Consider the following 17,570-nt stretch of genomic DNA (forward strand, 5'->3'; position numbering starts at 1 on the left):
GGGTCAGGACGCCTTCATGGAAAAGACCAAGCAGACTGTGCCCTCCGTGGTGCCGCGTCACGTGGCGATCATCATGGATGGGAATAATCGCTGGGCGAAGAAGCGCTTCATGCCCGGCGTTGCCGGGCATAAAGCGGGTGTCGATGCGGTGCGCGCCGTGATCGAAGTGTGCGCCGAGGCGAAGGTCGAGGTGCTCACGCTTTTTGCGTTCTCCAGTGAGAACTGGCAGCGACCGGCGGACGAAGTCAGTGCCCTCATGGACCTGTTCTTCAAGGCGTTGCGCCGCGAGGCCAAGCGCCTGAACGACAACAACATCAGCCTGCGCATCATCGGTGACCGCTCACGCTTCCATCCGGAGCTCCAGGCTGCCATGCGTGAGGCCGAGGCCGCGACCGTCGGCAACAACCGCTTCATCCTGCAGATCGCCGCCAACTACGGCGGTCAGTGGGATATCGCACAGGCCGCGCAGCGCCTGGCGCGTGAGGTTCAGGCCGGCCACCTGCGTCCGGATGACATCACGCCTGACCTGTTGCAGACGTGCCTGGCTACCGGTGACCTGCCGTTGCCCGATCTGTGCATTCGTACCGGTGGTGAGCGTCGCATCAGCAACTTCCTGTTGTGGCAGCTGGCCTACGCCGAATTGTACTTCTCCGACCTGTTCTGGCCGGACTTCAAACACGAGGCCATGCGCACCGCGCTGGCCGATTTCGCTTCGCGCCAGCGCCGCTTCGGTAAGACCAGCGAGCAGGTCGAGGCTGGAGCCCGTGCTTAATGCTTAAACAACGCATCATTACTGCGCTGATCCTGCTGCCGGTCGCGTTGGGTGGGTTCTTCCTGCTCAATGGCGGCGATTTCGCGCTGTTCATCGGCTTCGTGGTCACCCTGGGCGCCTGGGAGTGGGCCCGTCTGGCCGGCCTGGTGGCCCAATCCGTGCGTATCGCATACGCCGCGGTGGTCGCCGGGGCGCTGATGCTGCTCTACCTGATGCCGGACCTCGCGCCTTGGGTGCTGGGCGCTTCGGTGATCTGGTGGGCCCTGGCCACCTGGCTGGTGCTCACCTATCCGCGCAGCAACGATTTGTGGAGCAGCGCTGCCTGTCGCCTGCTCATCGGCCTGCTGGTGCTGCTGCCGGCCTGGCAAGGGCTGGTGCTGCTCAAGCACTGGCCGCTGGGTAACTGGCTGATTCTGGCGGTCATGGTGCTGGTGTGGGCCGCGGATATCGGCGCCTACTTCTCCGGGCGGGCCTTCGGCAAGCGCAAGCTGGCGCCGCAGGTCAGCCCCGGCAAAAGCTGGGAAGGGGTGTACGGCGGCCTGGTGGTCAGCCTGTTGATCACCCTGGGTGTCGGCCTGGCACGGGACTGGAGTGTCGGCCAACTGCTGCTGGGGCTGCTGGGGGCGGTCGTGGTGGTGATGTCCTCGGTGGTGGGTGACCTGACCGAGAGCATGTTCAAGCGCCGTGAAGGTATCAAGGACAGCAGCAACCTGCTGCCCGGTCATGGTGGCGTGCTCGATCGCATCGACAGCCTGACCGCGGCCATCCCGATGTTCGCTGTACTGCTATGGGCTGCAGAGTGGGGTGTGATGTGAGCCGTCTTCAACGCATAACCGTGCTGGGTGCCACGGGTTCCATTGGCTTGAGCACCCTCGATGTCATTGCCCGGCACCCTGATCGCTACCAGGTGTTCGCCCTGAGCGGCTACTCCCGTCTCGACGAGTTGCTGGCCTTGTGCGAGCGCCATCGGCCTGCCTACGCAGTAGTTCCTTCCGCGGACGCCGCCGCGCGTTTGCGCGAGGGGTTGGCGCGCGCAGGTTGCGCCACCGAAGCTCTCGAGGGTGAAGCCGGGCTCTGCCAGGTGGCGGCGGCGTCTGAAGTGGATACCGTGATGGCCGCCATTGTCGGTGCTGCCGGGCTGCGTCCGACACTGGCGGCGGTCGAGGCCGGCAAGAAGGTCCTGCTGGCCAACAAGGAAGCGCTGGTGATGTCCGGCGCCTTGTTCATGGATGCGGTGCGGCGCAGTGGTGCGGTGCTGTTGCCGATCGACAGCGAGCACAATGCGATTTTCCAATGCATGCCCACCGACTTCGCCCGTGGCTTGGGCAATGTCGGTGTGCGGCGCATCCTGCTGACCGCCTCGGGTGGCCCGTTCCGCGAAACGCCCGTGGCGGCCTTGCAGGATGTCACGCCGGAGCAGGCGTGCGCCCACCCCAACTGGTCGATGGGGCGCAAGATCTCGGTCGATTCGGCAAGCATGTTGAACAAAGGGTTGGAACTGATCGAAGCTTGTTGGCTGTTCGACGCCAAACCAGCCCAGGTCGAGGTGGTGGTGCACCCGCAGAGCGTCATCCACTCGCTGGTGGATTACGTTGACGGTTCGGTGCTCGCCCAGTTGGGCAACCCGGACATGCGCACGCCGATCACCAACGCCCTGGCCTGGCCCGAGCGCATCGACTCCGGCGTGGCGCCGTTGGACCTGTTCGCCATCGCTCGTCTGGATTTCCAGGCGCCCGACGAACAGCGCTTCCCTTGCCTGCGCCTGGCACGTCAGGCTGCCGAGGCCGGTAACAGCGCGCCCGCCGTGCTCAATGCCGCCAACGAAGTGGCGGTGGATGCGTTCCTCCAGCGGCGTATCCGCTTCCCGGAGATCGCGGGTATGATCGAACAGGTGCTCGGCCAGGAGCCTGTGGTACCGCTCACCACGCTGGATGCGGTGTTCGCCGCCGACCAGCGCGCCCGGGAACTGTCCCGGGAATGGTTGAGGCGCCACGGCCGCTGATCGGCGGTGGCCCGCCCCGCCGAACGTCATCCGGAGATAGGACATGACTGCGCTCTACATGATTATCGGCACCCTGGTGGCTTTGGGTGTGCTGGTCACCTTCCATGAATTCGGTCACTTCTGGGTGGCGCGTCGCTGTGGGGTCAAGGTGCTGCGCTTCTCGGTGGGCTTCGGTACGCCGCTGCTGCGCTGGCATGACCGGCACGGCACCGAATTCGTGGTCGCGGCGATCCCGCTGGGCGGCTACGTCAAGATGCTCGACGAGCGTGAGGGGGAAGTCCCGCCTGCGCTGGTCGAGCAATCGTTCAACCGCAAGTCGGTGCGCCAGCGCATCGCCATCGTTGCTGCTGGCCCCATTGCCAACTTCCTGTTGGCCATCCTGTTCTTCTGGTTCATCGCCATGCTGGGCACGCAACAGGTGCGCCCGGTCATCGGCGCGGTCGAGACGGGCAGCCTGGCGGCGACCGCTGGTCTGGGCGTCGGGCAGGAAATCGTTTCCGTCGATGGCAAGCCGACCAATGGCTGGTCGGCGGTCAACCTGCAATTGGTTCGCCGCCTCGGTGAGAGTGGCACCTTGCGGGTCGGCGTGCTCGACGAGGGCGCCACGGTCGAGCGTCAGCACGCTATTCAACTGAATCACTGGCTCAAGGGTGTCGATGAGCCCGATCCTATCCAGTCCCTGGGGCTGCGCCCCTGGCGCCCGGCGGTCGAGCCGGTACTGGCCGAGATCGACCCGAAAGGCCCGGCCGCCGCGGCGGGGCTCAAGACGGGTGACAAGCTGCTTGCCCTCGATGGCGCCGTGCTGGGCGACTGGCAGCAGGTGGTCGACGCGGTGCGTGCCCGCCCTGAAAGCAAGGTAAGCCTGCGCATCGAGCGTGATGGCGCGCAGCTGGAGGTGCCGGTCACCCTGGCGCGCAAGGGTGAAGGGCAAGCTTCCGGTGGTTACCTGGGTGCTGGCGTCAAGGCGGCGCAATGGCCGGCGCAGATGCTTCGCGAGGTCAGCTACGGGCCGTTGGAGGCCGTGGGGGAGGGGCTTTCGCGTACCTGGAGCATGAGCGTCCTGACCCTCGAATCGCTGAAGAAAATGCTGTTCGGAGAGCTCTCGGTAAAAAACTTGAGCGGACCGATAACCATTGCTAAAGTGGCGGGCGCTTCAGCCCAGTCGGGCGTTGGGGATTTCCTGAATTTCCTGGCCTATCTGAGCATAAGCCTGGGGGTTCTGAACCTGCTGCCCATCCCGGTACTGGATGGGGGGCATTTGCTGTTCTACCTGATCGAGTGGGCGCGCGGTCGTCCGCTCTCGGATCGGGTGCAAGGTTGGGGGGTCCAGATCGGTATCAGTTTGGTCGTCGGGGTGATGTTGCTCGCCCTGATCAATGATCTGGGTCGACTATAAAAGCTTCGCTCAATCGCGAAACCTGCCGCCTTATCGCGGCGGGTTGTTTATTGCCAGTTGGAATAAAAGGACTTCATGAAACGTCTGCTGCTAACTGCGGTGCTCTCCGCACTGATGATCGCTGAAGTTCACGCCGAGTCCTTCACCATCTCCGATATTCGTGTCAACGGCTTGCAGCGGGTCTCCGCCGGCAGCGTGTTCGGCGCGTTGCCGCTGAACGTCGGCGACCAGGTCGATGATCGCCGTCTGGTCGACTCCACCCGCTCGCTGTTCAAGACCGGCTTCTTCCAGGACATCCAGCTGAACCGCGACGGCAATGTCCTGATCATCAACGTGGTCGAGCGCCCGTCGGTGTCGAGCATCGAGATCGAAGGCAACAAGGCGATCAGCACCGAAGACCTGATGAAAGGCCTGAAGCAGTCGGGCCTGGCCGAAGGCGAGATCTTCCAGCGTGCCACGCTCGAAGGCGTGCGTAACGAACTGCAGCGCCAGTACGTCGCCCAAGGGCGCTACTCCGCCGAAGTCGACGCCGAAGTCGTCCCCCAGCCGCGCAACCGCGTCGGCCTGAAGATCAAGATCAACGAAGGCACCGTGGCCGCGATCCAGCACATCAACGTGGTGGGCAACACGGTATTCGACGACGAAACGTTGGGGCAGCTGTTCGAGCTCAAGACCACCAACTGGCTGTCGTTCTTCAAGAACGACGACAAGTACGCCCGCGAAAAACTGTCCGGTGACCTGGAACGCCTGCGTTCCTACTACCTGGACCGCGGCTACATCAACATGGACATCGCCTCGACCCAGGTGTCGATCACCCCGGACAAGAAGCACGTCTACATCACCGTCAACATCAACGAAGGCGAGAAGTACACCGTTCGCGACGTGAAGCTGTCCGGTGACCTCAAGGTGCCGGAAGACCAGGTCAAGTCGCTGCTGCTGGTGCAGCCAGGCCAGGTGTTCTCGCGCAAGGTGATGACCACCACGTCCGACCTGATCACCCGTCGCCTGGGCAACGAAGGCTACACCTTCGCCAACGTCAACGGCGTGCCACAGCCGAACGACCAGGATCACACCGTCGACATCATGTTCGTCGTCGACCCGGGCAAACGTGCCTACGTCAACCGCATCAACTATCGCGGCAACACCAAGACCGAAGACGAAGTGCTGCGTCGCGAGATGCGCCAGATGGAAGGCGGCTGGGCCTCGACCTACCTGATCGACCAGTCGAAGACCCGCCTCGAGCGCCTGGGCTTCTTCAAGGAAGTCAACGTCGAAACCCCGCCGGTGCCAGGCACCGACGACCAGGTCGACGTCAACTACAGCGTCGAAGAGCAGGCTTCCGGCTCGATCACCGCCAGCGTCGGTTTCGCCCAGAGCGCGGGCCTGATTCTCGGTGGTTCGATCAGCCAGACCAACTTCCTCGGTACCGGTAACAAGGTCTCCATCGGCCTGACCCGTTCCGAATACCAGACCCGCTACAACTTCGGCTTCGTCGACCCCTACTTCACCGCCGACGGTGTCAGCCTGGGCTACAACGCCTTCTACCGCAGCACCAACTACGACGACCTTGACGTCGACGTGGCCAGCTATGCGGTCGACAGCCTGGGTGCCGGCGTCAGCCTCGGCTACCCGATCAGCGAGACCTCGCGCCTGACCTATGGCCTGACCGTGCAGCAGGACAAACTCAAGACCGGCAAGTACACCGTCGACGAGATCTTCGATTTCGTCGACAAGGAAGGCGACAACTTCCTGAACTTCAAGGCCTCGATCGGCTGGTCCGAATCGACCCTGAACAAAGGCGTGCTGGCAACCCGTGGTCACTCGCAAAGCCTGACCCTGGAAACCACCGTGCCGGGCAGCGACCTGTCGTTCTACAAGCTCGACTACCGCGGCCAGCTGTTCAAGCCGATCAACAACGACTACACCCTGCGCCTGCACACCGAGCTGGGCTATGGTGATGGTTTCGGTGGCACTTCGGGCCTGCCGTTCTACGAAAACTACTACGCGGGCGGCTTCAACTCCGTGCGCGGCTTCAAGGACAGCAGCCTGGGCCCACGCAGTACGCCGAGCAAAGGTACCAAGCCAGGCACCATCGCCGACCCGGACCAGGATCCGCTGCCGTTTGGTGGCAACGTGCTGGTGCAGGGCGGTGTCGAGTTGCTGTTCCCGCTGCCGTTCGTCAAGGACCAGCGCTCGCTGCGCACTTCCGTGTTCTGGGACGTGGGTAACGTGTTCGACACCAACTGCGGCAGCAAGCCTGATTGCGCGAAGGTCGGTTTCTCGGACATGGCCAGCTCCGTCGGTCTGGGCGTGACCTGGATTACCGCGCTGGGCCCGCTGAGCTTCAGCCTGGCAATGCCGATCAAGAAGCCGGACGACGCCGACACCCAAGTATTCCAATTCTCTCTGGGCCAGACCTTCTGAGGTCGGCCCCGGTTTAACGACAACGGTTTATCCAGGAGTTCATCGTGCGTAAGTTGACCCAACTGGCCATCCTGGCCGCGGCGCTGGTCGCCACCCCGGCTTTCGCCGAAATGAAGGTAGCCGTGCTGAACTATCAGATGGCCCTGCTCGAATCCGACGCGGCCAAGAAGTACGCCGTCGACGCCGAGAAAAAATTCGGCCCGCAACTGACCAAGCTCAAGGGCCTGGAAAGCAGCGCAAAAGGCATCCAGGACCGCCTGATCAAGGGCGGCGACAAGATGCCCCAGCCAGAGCGTGAGCGCCTGGAGCTCGAGTTCAAGCAGAAAGCCCGTGACTTCCAGTTCCAATCCAAGGAGCTGAACGAAGCCAAGGCCGTTGCCGACCGCGACATGCTCAAGCAGCTCAAGCCCAAGCTTGACGGCGCTGTCGAGGAAGTGATCAAGAAGGGTGGCTTCGACCTGGTGCTCGAGCGCGGCGCGGTCATCGATGTCAAACCTCAGTACGACATCACCCGCCAAGTCATCGAGCGCATGAACCAAGCGCGTTGATATGACCGTGACCATGACACTCGGCCAACTGGCCGAGGCCCTTGGGGCCACGCTGAAAGGCCCCGAGGCGCTGCAGATCACCGGGCTGGCCACCTTGCAGGAGGCCGGTTCCGGGCAGTTGAGCTTCCTCGCCAACAAGCAGTACCGCAAATTCCTGGACGACTCCCAGGCTGGCGCGGTACTGCTCAAGGCAGAGGACGCCGAAGGCTATGCTGGCAACGCGCTGATCGTGGCCGACCCTTATCTTGCCTATGCGCGCATTTCGCACCTGTTCGATCCCAAGCCCAAGGCTGTAGCGGGAATTCATCCCAGCGCCGTGGTGGCTGAAGATGCGCAGGTCGACGCCAGCGCCAGCATCGGTCCGTTCGCGGTGATCGAAAGCGGTGCCCGCATCGGTGCCGATGTGACCGTCGGTGCCCATTGCTTCATCGGTGCCCGTTGCGTGATCGGTGAAGGTGGCTGGCTCGCGCCGCGCGTCACGCTCTATCACGATGTCACCATCGGCAAGCGTGTGGTGATCCAGTCCGGTGCAGTGATCGGCGGCGAGGGCTTCGGCTTTGCCAACGAGAAGGGTATCTGGCGCAAGATCGCCCAGATTGGCGGTGTGACGTTGGGCGACGACGTGGAAATCGGTGTGAACACCGCCGTGGACCGTGGCGCGCTGTCCGACACGCGTATCGGTGACGGGGTCAAGCTCGACAACCAGATCCAGATCGCCCACAACGTGCAGGTCGGTGATCACACTGCGATGGCGGCTTGCGTCGGGATTTCCGGCAGTACCCGTATCGGCAAGCACTGCATGATTGCCGGTGGTGTCGGCATGGTTGGCCATATCGATGTCTGCGACAACGTATTCGTGTCCGGCATGACCATGGTGACCCGCTCCATCACCGAACCGGGCGGCTATTCTTCCGGTACGGCCATGCAGCCTTTGGCCGAATGGCGCAAGAGCGCCGCGCGCATTCGCCAGCTGGACGAGATGTCCAAGCGTCTCCAGCAGCTGGAAAAACGAGTTGACACCGTGACCTCAGGTGGCCAGCCGACATCAGAAGGCTGATACCCTTTCCTGAGCGAGCGTTCACAGTCGCTGGCTGGCTCCTCTTTGGATCTGCAAAAGGAGCGTGTGGTCGGTACCTGCGCTCCCTATTCTTATTACAGGCTTCCCCCCGAAATGATGGACATCAACGAGATTCGCGAATACCTGCCTCACCGTTACCCGTTCCTGCTGGTGGACCGTGTGACGGAGCTGGACTTCGAGGCCCAAAGCATTCGTGCCTACAAGAATGTCAGCATCAACGAGCCGTTCTTCAATGGCCATTTCCCGGCGCATCCGATCATGCCCGGCGTGCTGATCATCGAGGCGATGGCCCAGGCGGCCGGTATTCTCGGGTTCAAGATGCTCGACGCCAAGCCGGCCGACGGCACCCTCTACTACTTCGTCGGCTCCGACAAGCTGCGCTTCCGCCAGCCGGTGCTGCCAGGCGACCAACTGGTGCTGGAAGCCAAGTTCCTCAGCCGTAAAAGCATGATCTGGAAGTTCGAGTGCCGCGCCCTGGTCGACGGCAAGCCGGTCTGCTCGGCTGAAATCACCTGCGCGGAACGCTCCCTATGAGTTCGATTGATCCTCGGGCGATCATCGACCCTTCGGCCAAGCTGGCCGAAGGGGTCGAGGTCGGCCCCTGGTCGATCGTAGGCCCCGATGTGGAAATCGGGGAGGGCACCATCATTGGTCCGCATGTGGTGCTCAAGGGGCCGACCCGTATCGGCAAGCACAACCGCATCTACCAGTTCTCGTCGATTGGCGAAGACACCCCCGACATGAAGTACAAGGGTGAGCCAACGCGCCTGGTGATGGGCGATCACAACGTGATCCGCGAGGGCGTCACCATCCACCGTGGGACCATCCAGGACCGTTCGGAAACGACACTGGGCGACCACAACCTGATCATGGCCTATGCCCACATCGGCCATGACAGCGTGATCGGCAATCACTGCATCCTGGTCAACAACACGGCGCTGGCCGGCCACGTGCATGTGGGCGATTGGGCGATCCTGTCGGGTTACACGCTGGTGCACCAGTACTGCCACATCGGCGCTCATGCGTTCTCTGGCATGGGCACGGCGATCGGCAAGGATGTACCGGCCTATGTCACGGTCTTCGGCAGCCCCGCCGAAGCGCGCAGCATGAACTTCGAAGGCCTGCGTCGTCGTGGTTTCAGCGATGAAGTGCTGCACGCGCTGCGCCGGGCCTACAAGATCGTCTACCGTCAGGGCCTCACTGTCGAAGAGGCGATGAAGGAACTGGACGAACTGGTCACTCAGTTCCCCGAAGTCGAATTGTTCCGCCAGTCGATCGCCAATTCCGCCCGTGGCATTACCCGCTGACATGGCTCAACTCTGTGTTGCGCTGGTCGCTGGCGAGGCCAGCGGCGACATCCTCGGTTCCGGTCTGATGCGCGCCATCAAGGCGCGCCACCCGGACGTGCGGTTCATCGGTGTCGGCGGCCCATTGATGGAGGCCGAGGGCATGACCTCCTATTTCCCCATGGAACGCCTGGCGGTCATGGGGCTGGTCGAGGTGCTCGGGCGCCTGCGCGAGCTGCTCAAGCGGCGCAAGGAACTGATCCGGACGCTGATCGACGAAAAGCCCGACGTGTTCATCGGCATCGACGCCCCCGACTTCACTCTCAACATCGAACTCAAGCTGCGCCAGGCCGGTATCAAGACTGTGCACTACGTCAGCCCGTCGGTCTGGGCCTGGCGGCAGAAGCGTGTGCTGAAGATTCGCGAAGGTTGCGACCTGATGCTCACCCTGTTGCCTTTCGAGGCACGCTTCTATGAAGAGCAGGGTGTGCCGGTGCGCTTTGTCGGTCACCCCCTGGCCGACACCATTCCCCTTGAGTCTGATCGCGGTGCCGCGCGTGCCGAGCTCGGCCTGGCCGAAGGCCCGGTCATCGCCCTCATGCCGGGTAGCCGGGGTGGCGAAGTCGGGCGGCTGGGTGCGCTGTTCCTGGACGCCGCGCAGCGTTTGCGCGAGTTGGTGCCGGGCGTACGTTTCGTCTTGCCCTGCGCCAATGCCGCACGACGTGCCCAGGTCGAACAGATGCTCGAGGGCCGCGACTTGCCGCTGACGCTGCTCGATGGCCGCTCGCACCAGGCCTTGGCCGCTTGCGACGCGGTGCTGATCGCCTCTGGCACGGCGACGCTCGAGGCAATGCTGTACAAACGCCCCATGGTCGTGGCCTATCGCCTGGCGCCACTGACCTACTGGATTCTCAAACGCATGGTCAAAAGCCCGTACGTGTCGCTGCCCAATCTGCTGGCCCAGCGCATGCTGGTGCCGGAGTTGCTGCAGGATGCCGCCACCAGTGACGCCTTGGCGCAGACTTTGGCGCCACTGGTCAGGGACGGCTCGCAACAGACCGACAGCTTTGACCAGATTCACCGCACGCTGCGCCGCGACGCTTCCAACCAGGCGGCCGACGCGGTGCTTGCCCTGCTGAAGGACCGTTGACATGCAGATGGGGCTGGATTTCAACCTGGTCGAAGAGCTGGTGGCGGGTGTCGACGAAGTGGGCCGTGGCCCACTGTGCGGCGCCGTGGTCACCGCGGCGGTGATTCTCGATCCCCGCCGGCCAATCCTTGGCTTGAATGACTCGAAGAAGCTCACCGAAGCCAAGCGTGATGCGCTGTTCGAGGAGATCCGCGAGAAGGCGCTGAGCTTCTGCATCGCCCGGGCCGAGGTCGAGGAAATCGATCGCCTGAACATTCTCCAGGCCACCATGCTGGCCATGCAGCGTGCGGTCGAAGGGCTGCATATCACGCCGAAACTGGCGCTGATCGATGGTAATCGCTGCCCGAAGCTCGCGGTGCCGGCGGCACCGGTGGTCAAAGGTGATTCCCAGGTGCCGGCGATCGCGGCGGCTTCGATTCTGGCCAAAGTCACCCGTGACCGGGAGATGAGCGAGTTCGAGCTGATCTACCCGGGGTACGGGATTGGCGGGCACAAGGGGTATCCGACCCCTGTGCACCTAGAAGCATTGGCCCGGCTGGGGCCGACGCCCATCCATCGGCGTTCGTTCGCGCCGGTGCGAGCGGCGTGGGAGGCCCGCGAAGGGTTTTCCAATTCCTTGATCTGATCCGGGGGCCGTTCGCCGGCAAGCCGGCTCCTACAGGCGAACGGGCCACAGCGTGGCCCGAAACCCATCGCCATTTGCGCTACAATCCCGCCCTTGTCGTTCAGCTCTGCTACAGGATCCTCCATGTCGGTCTCCTTCGTTCACCTTCGCGTGCACTCCGAATTCTCCCTGGTCGACGGCCTGGTGCGGATCAAGCCGCTGGCCAAGGCCCTGGCCGGGATGAACATGCCGGCGGTGGCGATCACCGACCAGAGCAACATGTGCTCGCTGGTGAAGTTCTACAAGACCGCCATGGGCGCCGGGATCAAGCCGATCTGCGGCGCCGACCTGTGGCTGGCCGGGGCGGATCCCGAGGCGCCGCTGTCGCGCATCTGCTTCCTGGCCATGAACCCCAAGGGTTACCGCAATCTCACCGAGCTGATCTCGCGCGGTTGGACCGATGGCCAGCGCAACGGCCTGGTGATCATCCAGCGCGACTGGATCGCCCCGGCCAGCGAGGGGTTGATCGCCCTGTCCGCAGGCAAGGAGGGCGATATCGGCATGGCCTTGATGGCCGGTCGCCAGGCTGAAGCCGAGGTGCTGCTCGGTGACTGGATGGGCATGTTCCCGGATCGCTTCTACGTCGAGGTGCAGCGCACCAACCGCGCCGGCGATGAAGAATATGTGCATGCCGCCGTTGCCCTGGCCGACAAGTTCGCTGCGCCGCTGGTGGCGACCAACGACGTGCGTTTCGTCAAACAGACCGATTTCGACGCCCACGAGACCCGCGTTTGCATCGGCGAGGGCTGGACCCTCGACGACCCGCGCCGCCCGCGTGGCTACAGCGACCAGCAGTACCTCAAGTCTGCTGAAGAGATGGCCGAGCTGTTCAGCGACCTGCCCGACGCCATCGCCAACACCGTGGAGATTGCCAAGCGCTGCAACATCACCGTGCAGCTGGGCAAGTACTTCCTTCCCGACTTCCCCACGCCCAACGGCATGGGGATCGACGATTACCTGCGCCATGTCTCCCACGAAGGCCTGGAAGAGCGCTTGGCCGTGCTGTGGCCGAAAGAGACCACACCGAACTACGAAGAGAAGCGCCAGGTCTATCTGGACCGCCTGAAGTTCGAGCTGGACATCATCATCCAGATGGGCTTCCCCGGTTACTTCCTGATCGTTATGGACTTCATCAAGTGGGCCAAGAACAACGACGTGCCGGTCGGGCCGGGCCGGGGCTCGGGTGCCGGTTCGCTGGTGGCCTACGTACTGAAGATCACCGACCTCGACCCGCTGGCCTACGACCTGCTGTTCGAACGTTTCCTCAACCCTGAACGTATTTCCATGCCCGACTTCGACGTCGACTTCTGCATGGATGGCCGCGACCGGGTGATCGACTACGTGGCAGAGGCCTATGGCCGCAACGCGGTGAGCCAGATCATCACCTTCGGCACCATGGCCGCCAAGGCGGTGGTGCGTGACGTGGCGCGGGTGCAGGGCAAGTCCTACGGCCTGGCCGACCGCCTGTCGAAGATGATTCCCTTCGAAGTGGGCATGACCCTGGAGAAGGCCTACGAGCAGGAAGAGATCCTGCGCGACTTCCTCAAGAGTGACGAGGACGGCCGCGAGATCTGGGACATGGCGCTCAAGCTCGAGGGGGTCACCCGTGGTACCGGCAAGCACGCCGGTGGCGTGGTGATCGCACCCACCAAACTCACCGATTTCTCGCCGATCGCCTGTGACGAAGAGGGCGGCGGCCTGGTGACCCAGTTCGACAAGGATGACGTCGAGGCCGCGGGCCTGGTGAAGTTCGACTTCCTTGGTCTGCGGACGCTGACGATCATCAAGTGGGCGATGGAGATCATCAACCGCGAGCAGAAAAAGAAGGACCTGCCCGACGTCAACATCGACTTCATCCCGCTGGATGACCGCAAGACCTACGAGTTGCTGCAAAAGGCCGAGACCACGGCCGTGTTCCAGCTCGAATCCCGTGGCATGAAGGAACTGATCAAGAAGCTCAAGCCCGACTGCCTGGAAGACCTTATCGCACTGGTGGCACTGTTCCGCCCGGGCCCGCTGCAATCGGGCATGGTGGACGACTTCATCAACCGCAAGCACGGCCGCGCCGAGCTGGCCTACCCGCACTCGGACTACCAGTACGAGGGGCTCAAGCCGGTCCTGGCTCCGACCTACGGCATCATCCTGTACCAGGAACAGGTGATGCAGATTGCCCAGGTGATGGCGGGCTACACGCTCGGTGGCGCGGACATGCTGCGTCGGGCCATGGGTAAGAAAAAACCCGAGGAAATGGCCAAGCAGCGCGGTGGCTTCATCGAAGGTTGCGTGGCCAACAATATCGAGGCGGACCTGGCGGGCAACATCTTCGACCTGGTGGAGAAGTTCGCCGGTTATGGCTTCAACAAATCCCACTCCGCCGCCTATGGCCTGGTGTCATACCAGACTGCCTGGCTGAAGACCCACTACCCGGCGCCGTTCATGGCCGCGGTACTGTCGGCGGATATGCACAACACCGACAAGGTGGTGGTGCTGGTCGAGGAAGTGCGCAGCATGAAGCTGCGCCTCGACGCGCCGGACGTGAACTTCTCCGACTTCAAGTTCACCGTCAACAACGATGGCCGCATCGTCTATGGCCTGGGTGCGATCAAGGGCGTGGGCGAGGGGCCGGTGGAGGCGATCGTCGAGGCGCGCGCCGCAGGCGGTCCGTTCAAGGACCTGTTCGACTTCTGCGAGCGCATCGACCTCAAGCGCGTCAACAAGCGCACCCTCGATGCCTTGATCCGCAGTGGCGCGCTTGACCGGCTGGGCCCGCACTTCCATGACGAGATCAAGGCCTACCAGGCCAATATCGACCTCAACCGCGCAACCTTGCTGTCGGCGCTGGGCGAGGCGGTGAAGGCCGCCGAGCAGGCCGCGCACACCGCCGACAGCGGCCACGTCGACCTGTTTGGCGGCATGTTCGACGCCGCCGACGTGGACGTCTATGCCAACCACCGCAAGGTGCGCGAGCTGACTCTCAAAGAGCGCCTTAAAGGCGAAAAGGACACTCTGGGCCTGTACTTGACCGGTCATCCGATCGACGAATACGAAACCGAGATCCGCCGCTTCGCCCGCCAGCGTATCGTCGACCTCAAGCCTGCGCGTGACACCCAGACCATCGCCGGCATGATCATCGCGCTGCGGGTGATGAAGAACAAGAAAGGCGACAAGATGGGCTTCGTCACCCTCGACGACCGTTCCGGGCGCATCGAGGCCTCGTTGTTCGCCGATGCCTTCATGGCTGCCCAGGCCCTGTTGCAGACCGACGCCATGGTGGTGGTGGAAGGGGAGGTGAGCAACGACGACTTCTCCGGTGGCCTGCGCCTGCGGGTCAAGACGGTGATGACCATGGAGGATGCGCGCACCAAGCTGGCCGAGAGCCTGCGCCTGAAGATCAACCACGAGGCGCTCAAGGGTGACCGCCTCAACTGGCTGGGTGAGCTGATCAACCGCCATCGCGGTGGCTGCCCGATCACCCTGGAGTACACCGGCAGCGACGCCAAGGCCATGCTGCAGTTCGGCGACCAGTGGTCAATCGACCCGGCCGATGGCCTGATTCAGGCGCTGCGTGACCAGTTCGGGCGTGAGAACGTCTTCCTGCAATACCGTTGAAACGACGCATTTTAATCTCGACCTTTATGCGCCCTATCCCTTAAGGTAGGGCGCCACACGGATCAACCGGCCGGCCGCCTGGCCGTAGACCCAAGACGGAAGCCTATGAACCCGAATTTCCTCGATTTCGAACAGCCGATTGCCGACCTGCAAGCCAAGATCGAAGAGCTGCGCCTGGTGGGCAACGACAACTCGCTGAACATCAGCGATGAAATTGCCCGTCTGCAGGACAAGAGCAGCACCCTGACCGAGAGCATCTTCGGCAACCTGACCAGCTGGCAGATCGCCCGCCTGGCCCGTCACCCGCGCCGCCCGTACACCCTCGACTACATCGAGCACATCTTCACCGAGTTCGAAGAACTGCACGGCGACCGTCACTTCTCCGACGACGCCGCGATCGTCGCTGGCACCGCGCGTCTGAACGACAAGCCGGTCATGGTCATCGGTCACCAGAAGGGCCGTGAAGTGCGCGAGAAGGTACGCCGCAACTTCGGCATGCCGCGCCCTGAGGGTTATCGCAAGGCCTGCCGCCTGATGGAGATGGCCGAGCGCTTCAAGATGCCGATCCTGACCTTCATCGATACGCCGGGCGCTTACCCAGGCATCGACGCCGAAGAGCGCAACCAGAGCGAAGCCATCGCCTGGAACCTGCGTGTGATGGCGCGCCTGAAAACGCCAATCATCGCCACCGTGATCGGTGAGGGTGGTTCCGGCGGCGCGTTGGCCATCGGTGTGTGCGACCAGCTGAACATGCTGCAGTACTCCACCTACTCGGTGATTTCGCCGGAAGGCTGCGCCTCGATCCTGTGGAAGACCGCGGACAAGGCCGCTGACGCGGCTGAAGCCATGGGCATCACCGCCGAGCGCCTGAAGAGCCTGAACATCGTCGACAAGGTCATCCAGGAGCCGCTGGGCGGCGCCCACCGCGACCCGGCAAAGATGGCGGCGAATGTGCGCGCCGACCTGATCGAACAGTTGGACATGCTCGGCAAGCTCGACAACGACACGCTGCTCAAGCGCCGTTACGATCGCCTGATGAGCTACGGTCTCTGATGAAACCCGGGGCCGCTTTGCGGCCCTTTCGCGGCACAAGGCCGCTCCTACAGGCGACCGCGATCCCTTGTAGGAGCGGCCTTGTGCCGCGAAAGGGGTGCGAAGCGCCCCCGGCGACCTCAAGTTATGTGAGGCCCTGATGCTCAACCTCACCCCCTGGCTCAACGCCCCCGCCTGGTATGTCGCCTTCTCCGGCGGTCTCGATTCCACTGTCCTCCTGCACCTGCTCGCCGACTACGCCCGCCACCATCCAACGCCCCCCTTGCGCGCGATTCATGTCCATCACGGCCTGCAACGCGCCGCCGATGCCTGGCCCGCCCATTGCCAGTCAGTCTGCGATGCCCTGGGTATCGAACTCGACGTGATCCCTGTCCGGGTCGCCCCCGGCGCCAGCCTCGAACAGGCCGCGCGCAATGCCCGCTACGACGCTTTCGCGCAAATGCTCAAGCCTGGCGATGTGCTGTTCACCGGCCAGCATCGCGACGACCAGGCCGAGACCTTGCTCTTTCGCCTGTTGCGCGGCGCAGGCCTGCGTGGGCTGGCCGCCATGGCGCAACAACGTCCACTGGGGCAGGGCAGTCTGGTGCGGCCTCTGTTGGGACTGTCGCGCCAACAGTTGCAGGCCTACGCAGACAAGCACGGGCTGGTATGGGTCGACGACCCTTCCAACAGCGACACCACCTTCGCCCGCAACTTCCTCCGTGGTGAGGTCTTCCCACTGTTGCGCCAGCGCTGGCCCCAGGCCGAAGCCAATCTGGCACGCAGCGCCGAACACCTGAGCGAGGCGCTGGGCTTGCTGGACGAACTGGCCGCCAGCGACCTGGCTCGCGCCTGCGACAACGCGCCGCTGCCCTGGTTGGGATTGGATTCTCTAAGTATCGGGGCACTCATCGCGTTGTCCCCGGCGCGTCAGCGCAACGCCCTGCAGTTCTGGCTCAGCCAACGTACCCGCTTGCCCGACAGTCGTCACTGGGCCGGCTGGAGCGATCTACGCGACGCGACGGCCGATGCCTGCCCGGTCTGGCGTCTGACCGATGGCGAACTGCAGCGCAGCCAAGGGCGTATATGGTGGCTGAGTGGCGATTGGCTGGGTGCGGTGTCGGGCGATTACCCCTGGCTCGACAGCGCGCAACCGTTGCGCCTGCCAGGTAATGGCAGTGTCCGCTTGAGGTCTGGCCGGCCGGGTGAAGGCCTGCGCATCCGCTACCGCCAGGGCGGCGAGGTCCTGCAGGTGCCCGGCCGCGGTCGACGCGATCTCAAGCGCCTGCTCAACGAACTGCAGGTCCCATGCTTCGTGCGCCCGCGCCTGCCGCTGCTGTATCGGGGCGAGCAATTGCTGGCGGTGGCCAACCTGCCCGGACTGACGCAGGCCGATTGCCAGTTGCACTGGCAACCACCGACGAACGTGCAAGGTTTGAGCTGAAGGGTACATTCGGGTAGACTACCCTCCCTTCTTGATACAGCTTCTGTGGGTTCCGCGAAAACACAGAGGTTGCCGATTACCAAGCAGTTTTTTGCTGGGCTGATTCTTAAAATGACGAGCGAGCTCCATGCCGGGGATACCCCTGGTCTGTACAGACGCGGCAGT

General features: G+C 63.4%; 14 protein-coding genes. All 14 read left to right on the top strand.

All coding sequences use genetic code 11. The features are described 5' to 3' along the window. The first annotated feature begins 16 nt into the window (after positions 1-16). The 14 genes from uppS (at position 17) to tilS (ending at position 17,405) form a co-directional block, all read left to right on the top strand. On the top strand, positions 17-772 hold the full coding sequence (gene uppS, locus P5705_RS00485; RefSeq protein ID WP_277458955.1) for a polyprenyl diphosphate synthase: 756 nt from the start codon (positions 17-19) through the stop codon (positions 770-772). Next, positions 772-1,587 carry a phosphatidate cytidylyltransferase gene (locus tag P5705_RS00490; protein ID WP_011535275.1) on the top strand — a complete coding sequence of 272 codons (816 nt, stop codon included), beginning with the start codon at positions 772-774 and terminating at the stop codon, positions 1,585-1,587. The genes uppS and P5705_RS00490 overlap by 1 nt, the downstream gene beginning before the upstream one ends. Next, complete coding sequence (gene ispC / locus P5705_RS00495; RefSeq protein WP_277458959.1) at positions 1,584-2,774, top strand: 1-deoxy-D-xylulose-5-phosphate reductoisomerase; 1,191 nt, start codon at positions 1,584-1,586, stop codon at positions 2,772-2,774. The genes P5705_RS00490 and ispC overlap by 4 nt, the downstream gene beginning before the upstream one ends. 43 nt (positions 2,775-2,817) lie before the next feature. After that, the gene (gene rseP / locus P5705_RS00500) at positions 2,818-4,170 is read left to right on the top strand and encodes a sigma E protease regulator RseP (protein ID WP_277458960.1); all 1,353 of its coding nucleotides are present in this window, start codon (positions 2,818-2,820) and stop codon (positions 4,168-4,170) included. A gap of 75 nt (positions 4,171-4,245) precedes the next feature. Beyond that, positions 4,246-6,594: an outer membrane protein assembly factor BamA gene (gene bamA, locus P5705_RS00505; RefSeq protein WP_277458961.1), complete on the top strand. Its 2,349-nt coding sequence runs from the start codon at positions 4,246-4,248 to the stop codon at positions 6,592-6,594. 44 nt (positions 6,595-6,638) lie between these two features. Next, the gene (locus P5705_RS00510) at positions 6,639-7,142 is read left to right on the top strand and encodes an OmpH family outer membrane protein (RefSeq protein WP_011535271.1); all 504 of its coding nucleotides are present in this window, start codon (positions 6,639-6,641) and stop codon (positions 7,140-7,142) included. 1 nt (position 7,143) lies between these two features. Continuing rightward, positions 7,144-8,199, top strand: a complete 1,056-nt coding sequence (gene lpxD / locus P5705_RS00515; protein WP_277458962.1) for a UDP-3-O-(3-hydroxymyristoyl)glucosamine N-acyltransferase — start codon at positions 7,144-7,146, stop codon at positions 8,197-8,199. A gap of 114 nt (positions 8,200-8,313) precedes the next feature. Next, a complete protein-coding gene (gene fabZ / locus P5705_RS00520; protein WP_011535269.1) occupies positions 8,314-8,754 on the top strand; it encodes a 3-hydroxyacyl-ACP dehydratase FabZ in 441 nt (146 codons plus the stop codon). Further along, entirely contained in the window at positions 8,751-9,527 is a 777-nt protein-coding gene (gene lpxA / locus P5705_RS00525; RefSeq protein WP_240063838.1) for an acyl-ACP--UDP-N-acetylglucosamine O-acyltransferase, read from the top strand. Before fabZ ends, lpxA begins: the two co-directional genes overlap by 4 nt. A gap of 1 nt (position 9,528) precedes the next feature. Then, on the top strand, positions 9,529-10,656 hold the full coding sequence (gene lpxB, locus P5705_RS00530) for a lipid-A-disaccharide synthase (RefSeq protein ID WP_277458968.1): 1,128 nt from the start codon (positions 9,529-9,531) through the stop codon (positions 10,654-10,656). Position 10,657: 1 nt separating this feature from the next. Continuing rightward, complete coding sequence (rnhB, locus tag P5705_RS00535; protein ID WP_277458970.1) at positions 10,658-11,281, top strand: ribonuclease HII; 624 nt, start codon at positions 10,658-10,660, stop codon at positions 11,279-11,281. Positions 11,282-11,404: 123 nt separating this feature from the next. Continuing rightward, complete coding sequence (gene dnaE, locus P5705_RS00540; RefSeq protein WP_277458972.1) at positions 11,405-14,929, top strand: DNA polymerase III subunit alpha; 3,525 nt, start codon at positions 11,405-11,407, stop codon at positions 14,927-14,929. A 105-nt stretch (positions 14,930-15,034) separates the two neighbouring features. Next, positions 15,035-15,982 carry an acetyl-CoA carboxylase carboxyltransferase subunit alpha gene (locus tag P5705_RS00545; protein ID WP_277458973.1) on the top strand — a complete coding sequence of 316 codons (948 nt, stop codon included), beginning with the start codon at positions 15,035-15,037 and terminating at the stop codon, positions 15,980-15,982. 139 nt (positions 15,983-16,121) lie between these two features. Then, the gene (tilS, locus tag P5705_RS00550) at positions 16,122-17,405 is read left to right on the top strand and encodes a tRNA lysidine(34) synthetase TilS (protein WP_277458974.1); all 1,284 of its coding nucleotides are present in this window, start codon (positions 16,122-16,124) and stop codon (positions 17,403-17,405) included. Positions 17,406-17,570 lie beyond the last annotated feature (165 nt).

This window comes from Pseudomonas entomophila (genome assembly GCF_029478665.1).
Taxonomy (GTDB): Bacteria; Pseudomonadota; Gammaproteobacteria; order Pseudomonadales; family Pseudomonadaceae; genus Aquipseudomonas; species Aquipseudomonas entomophila_F.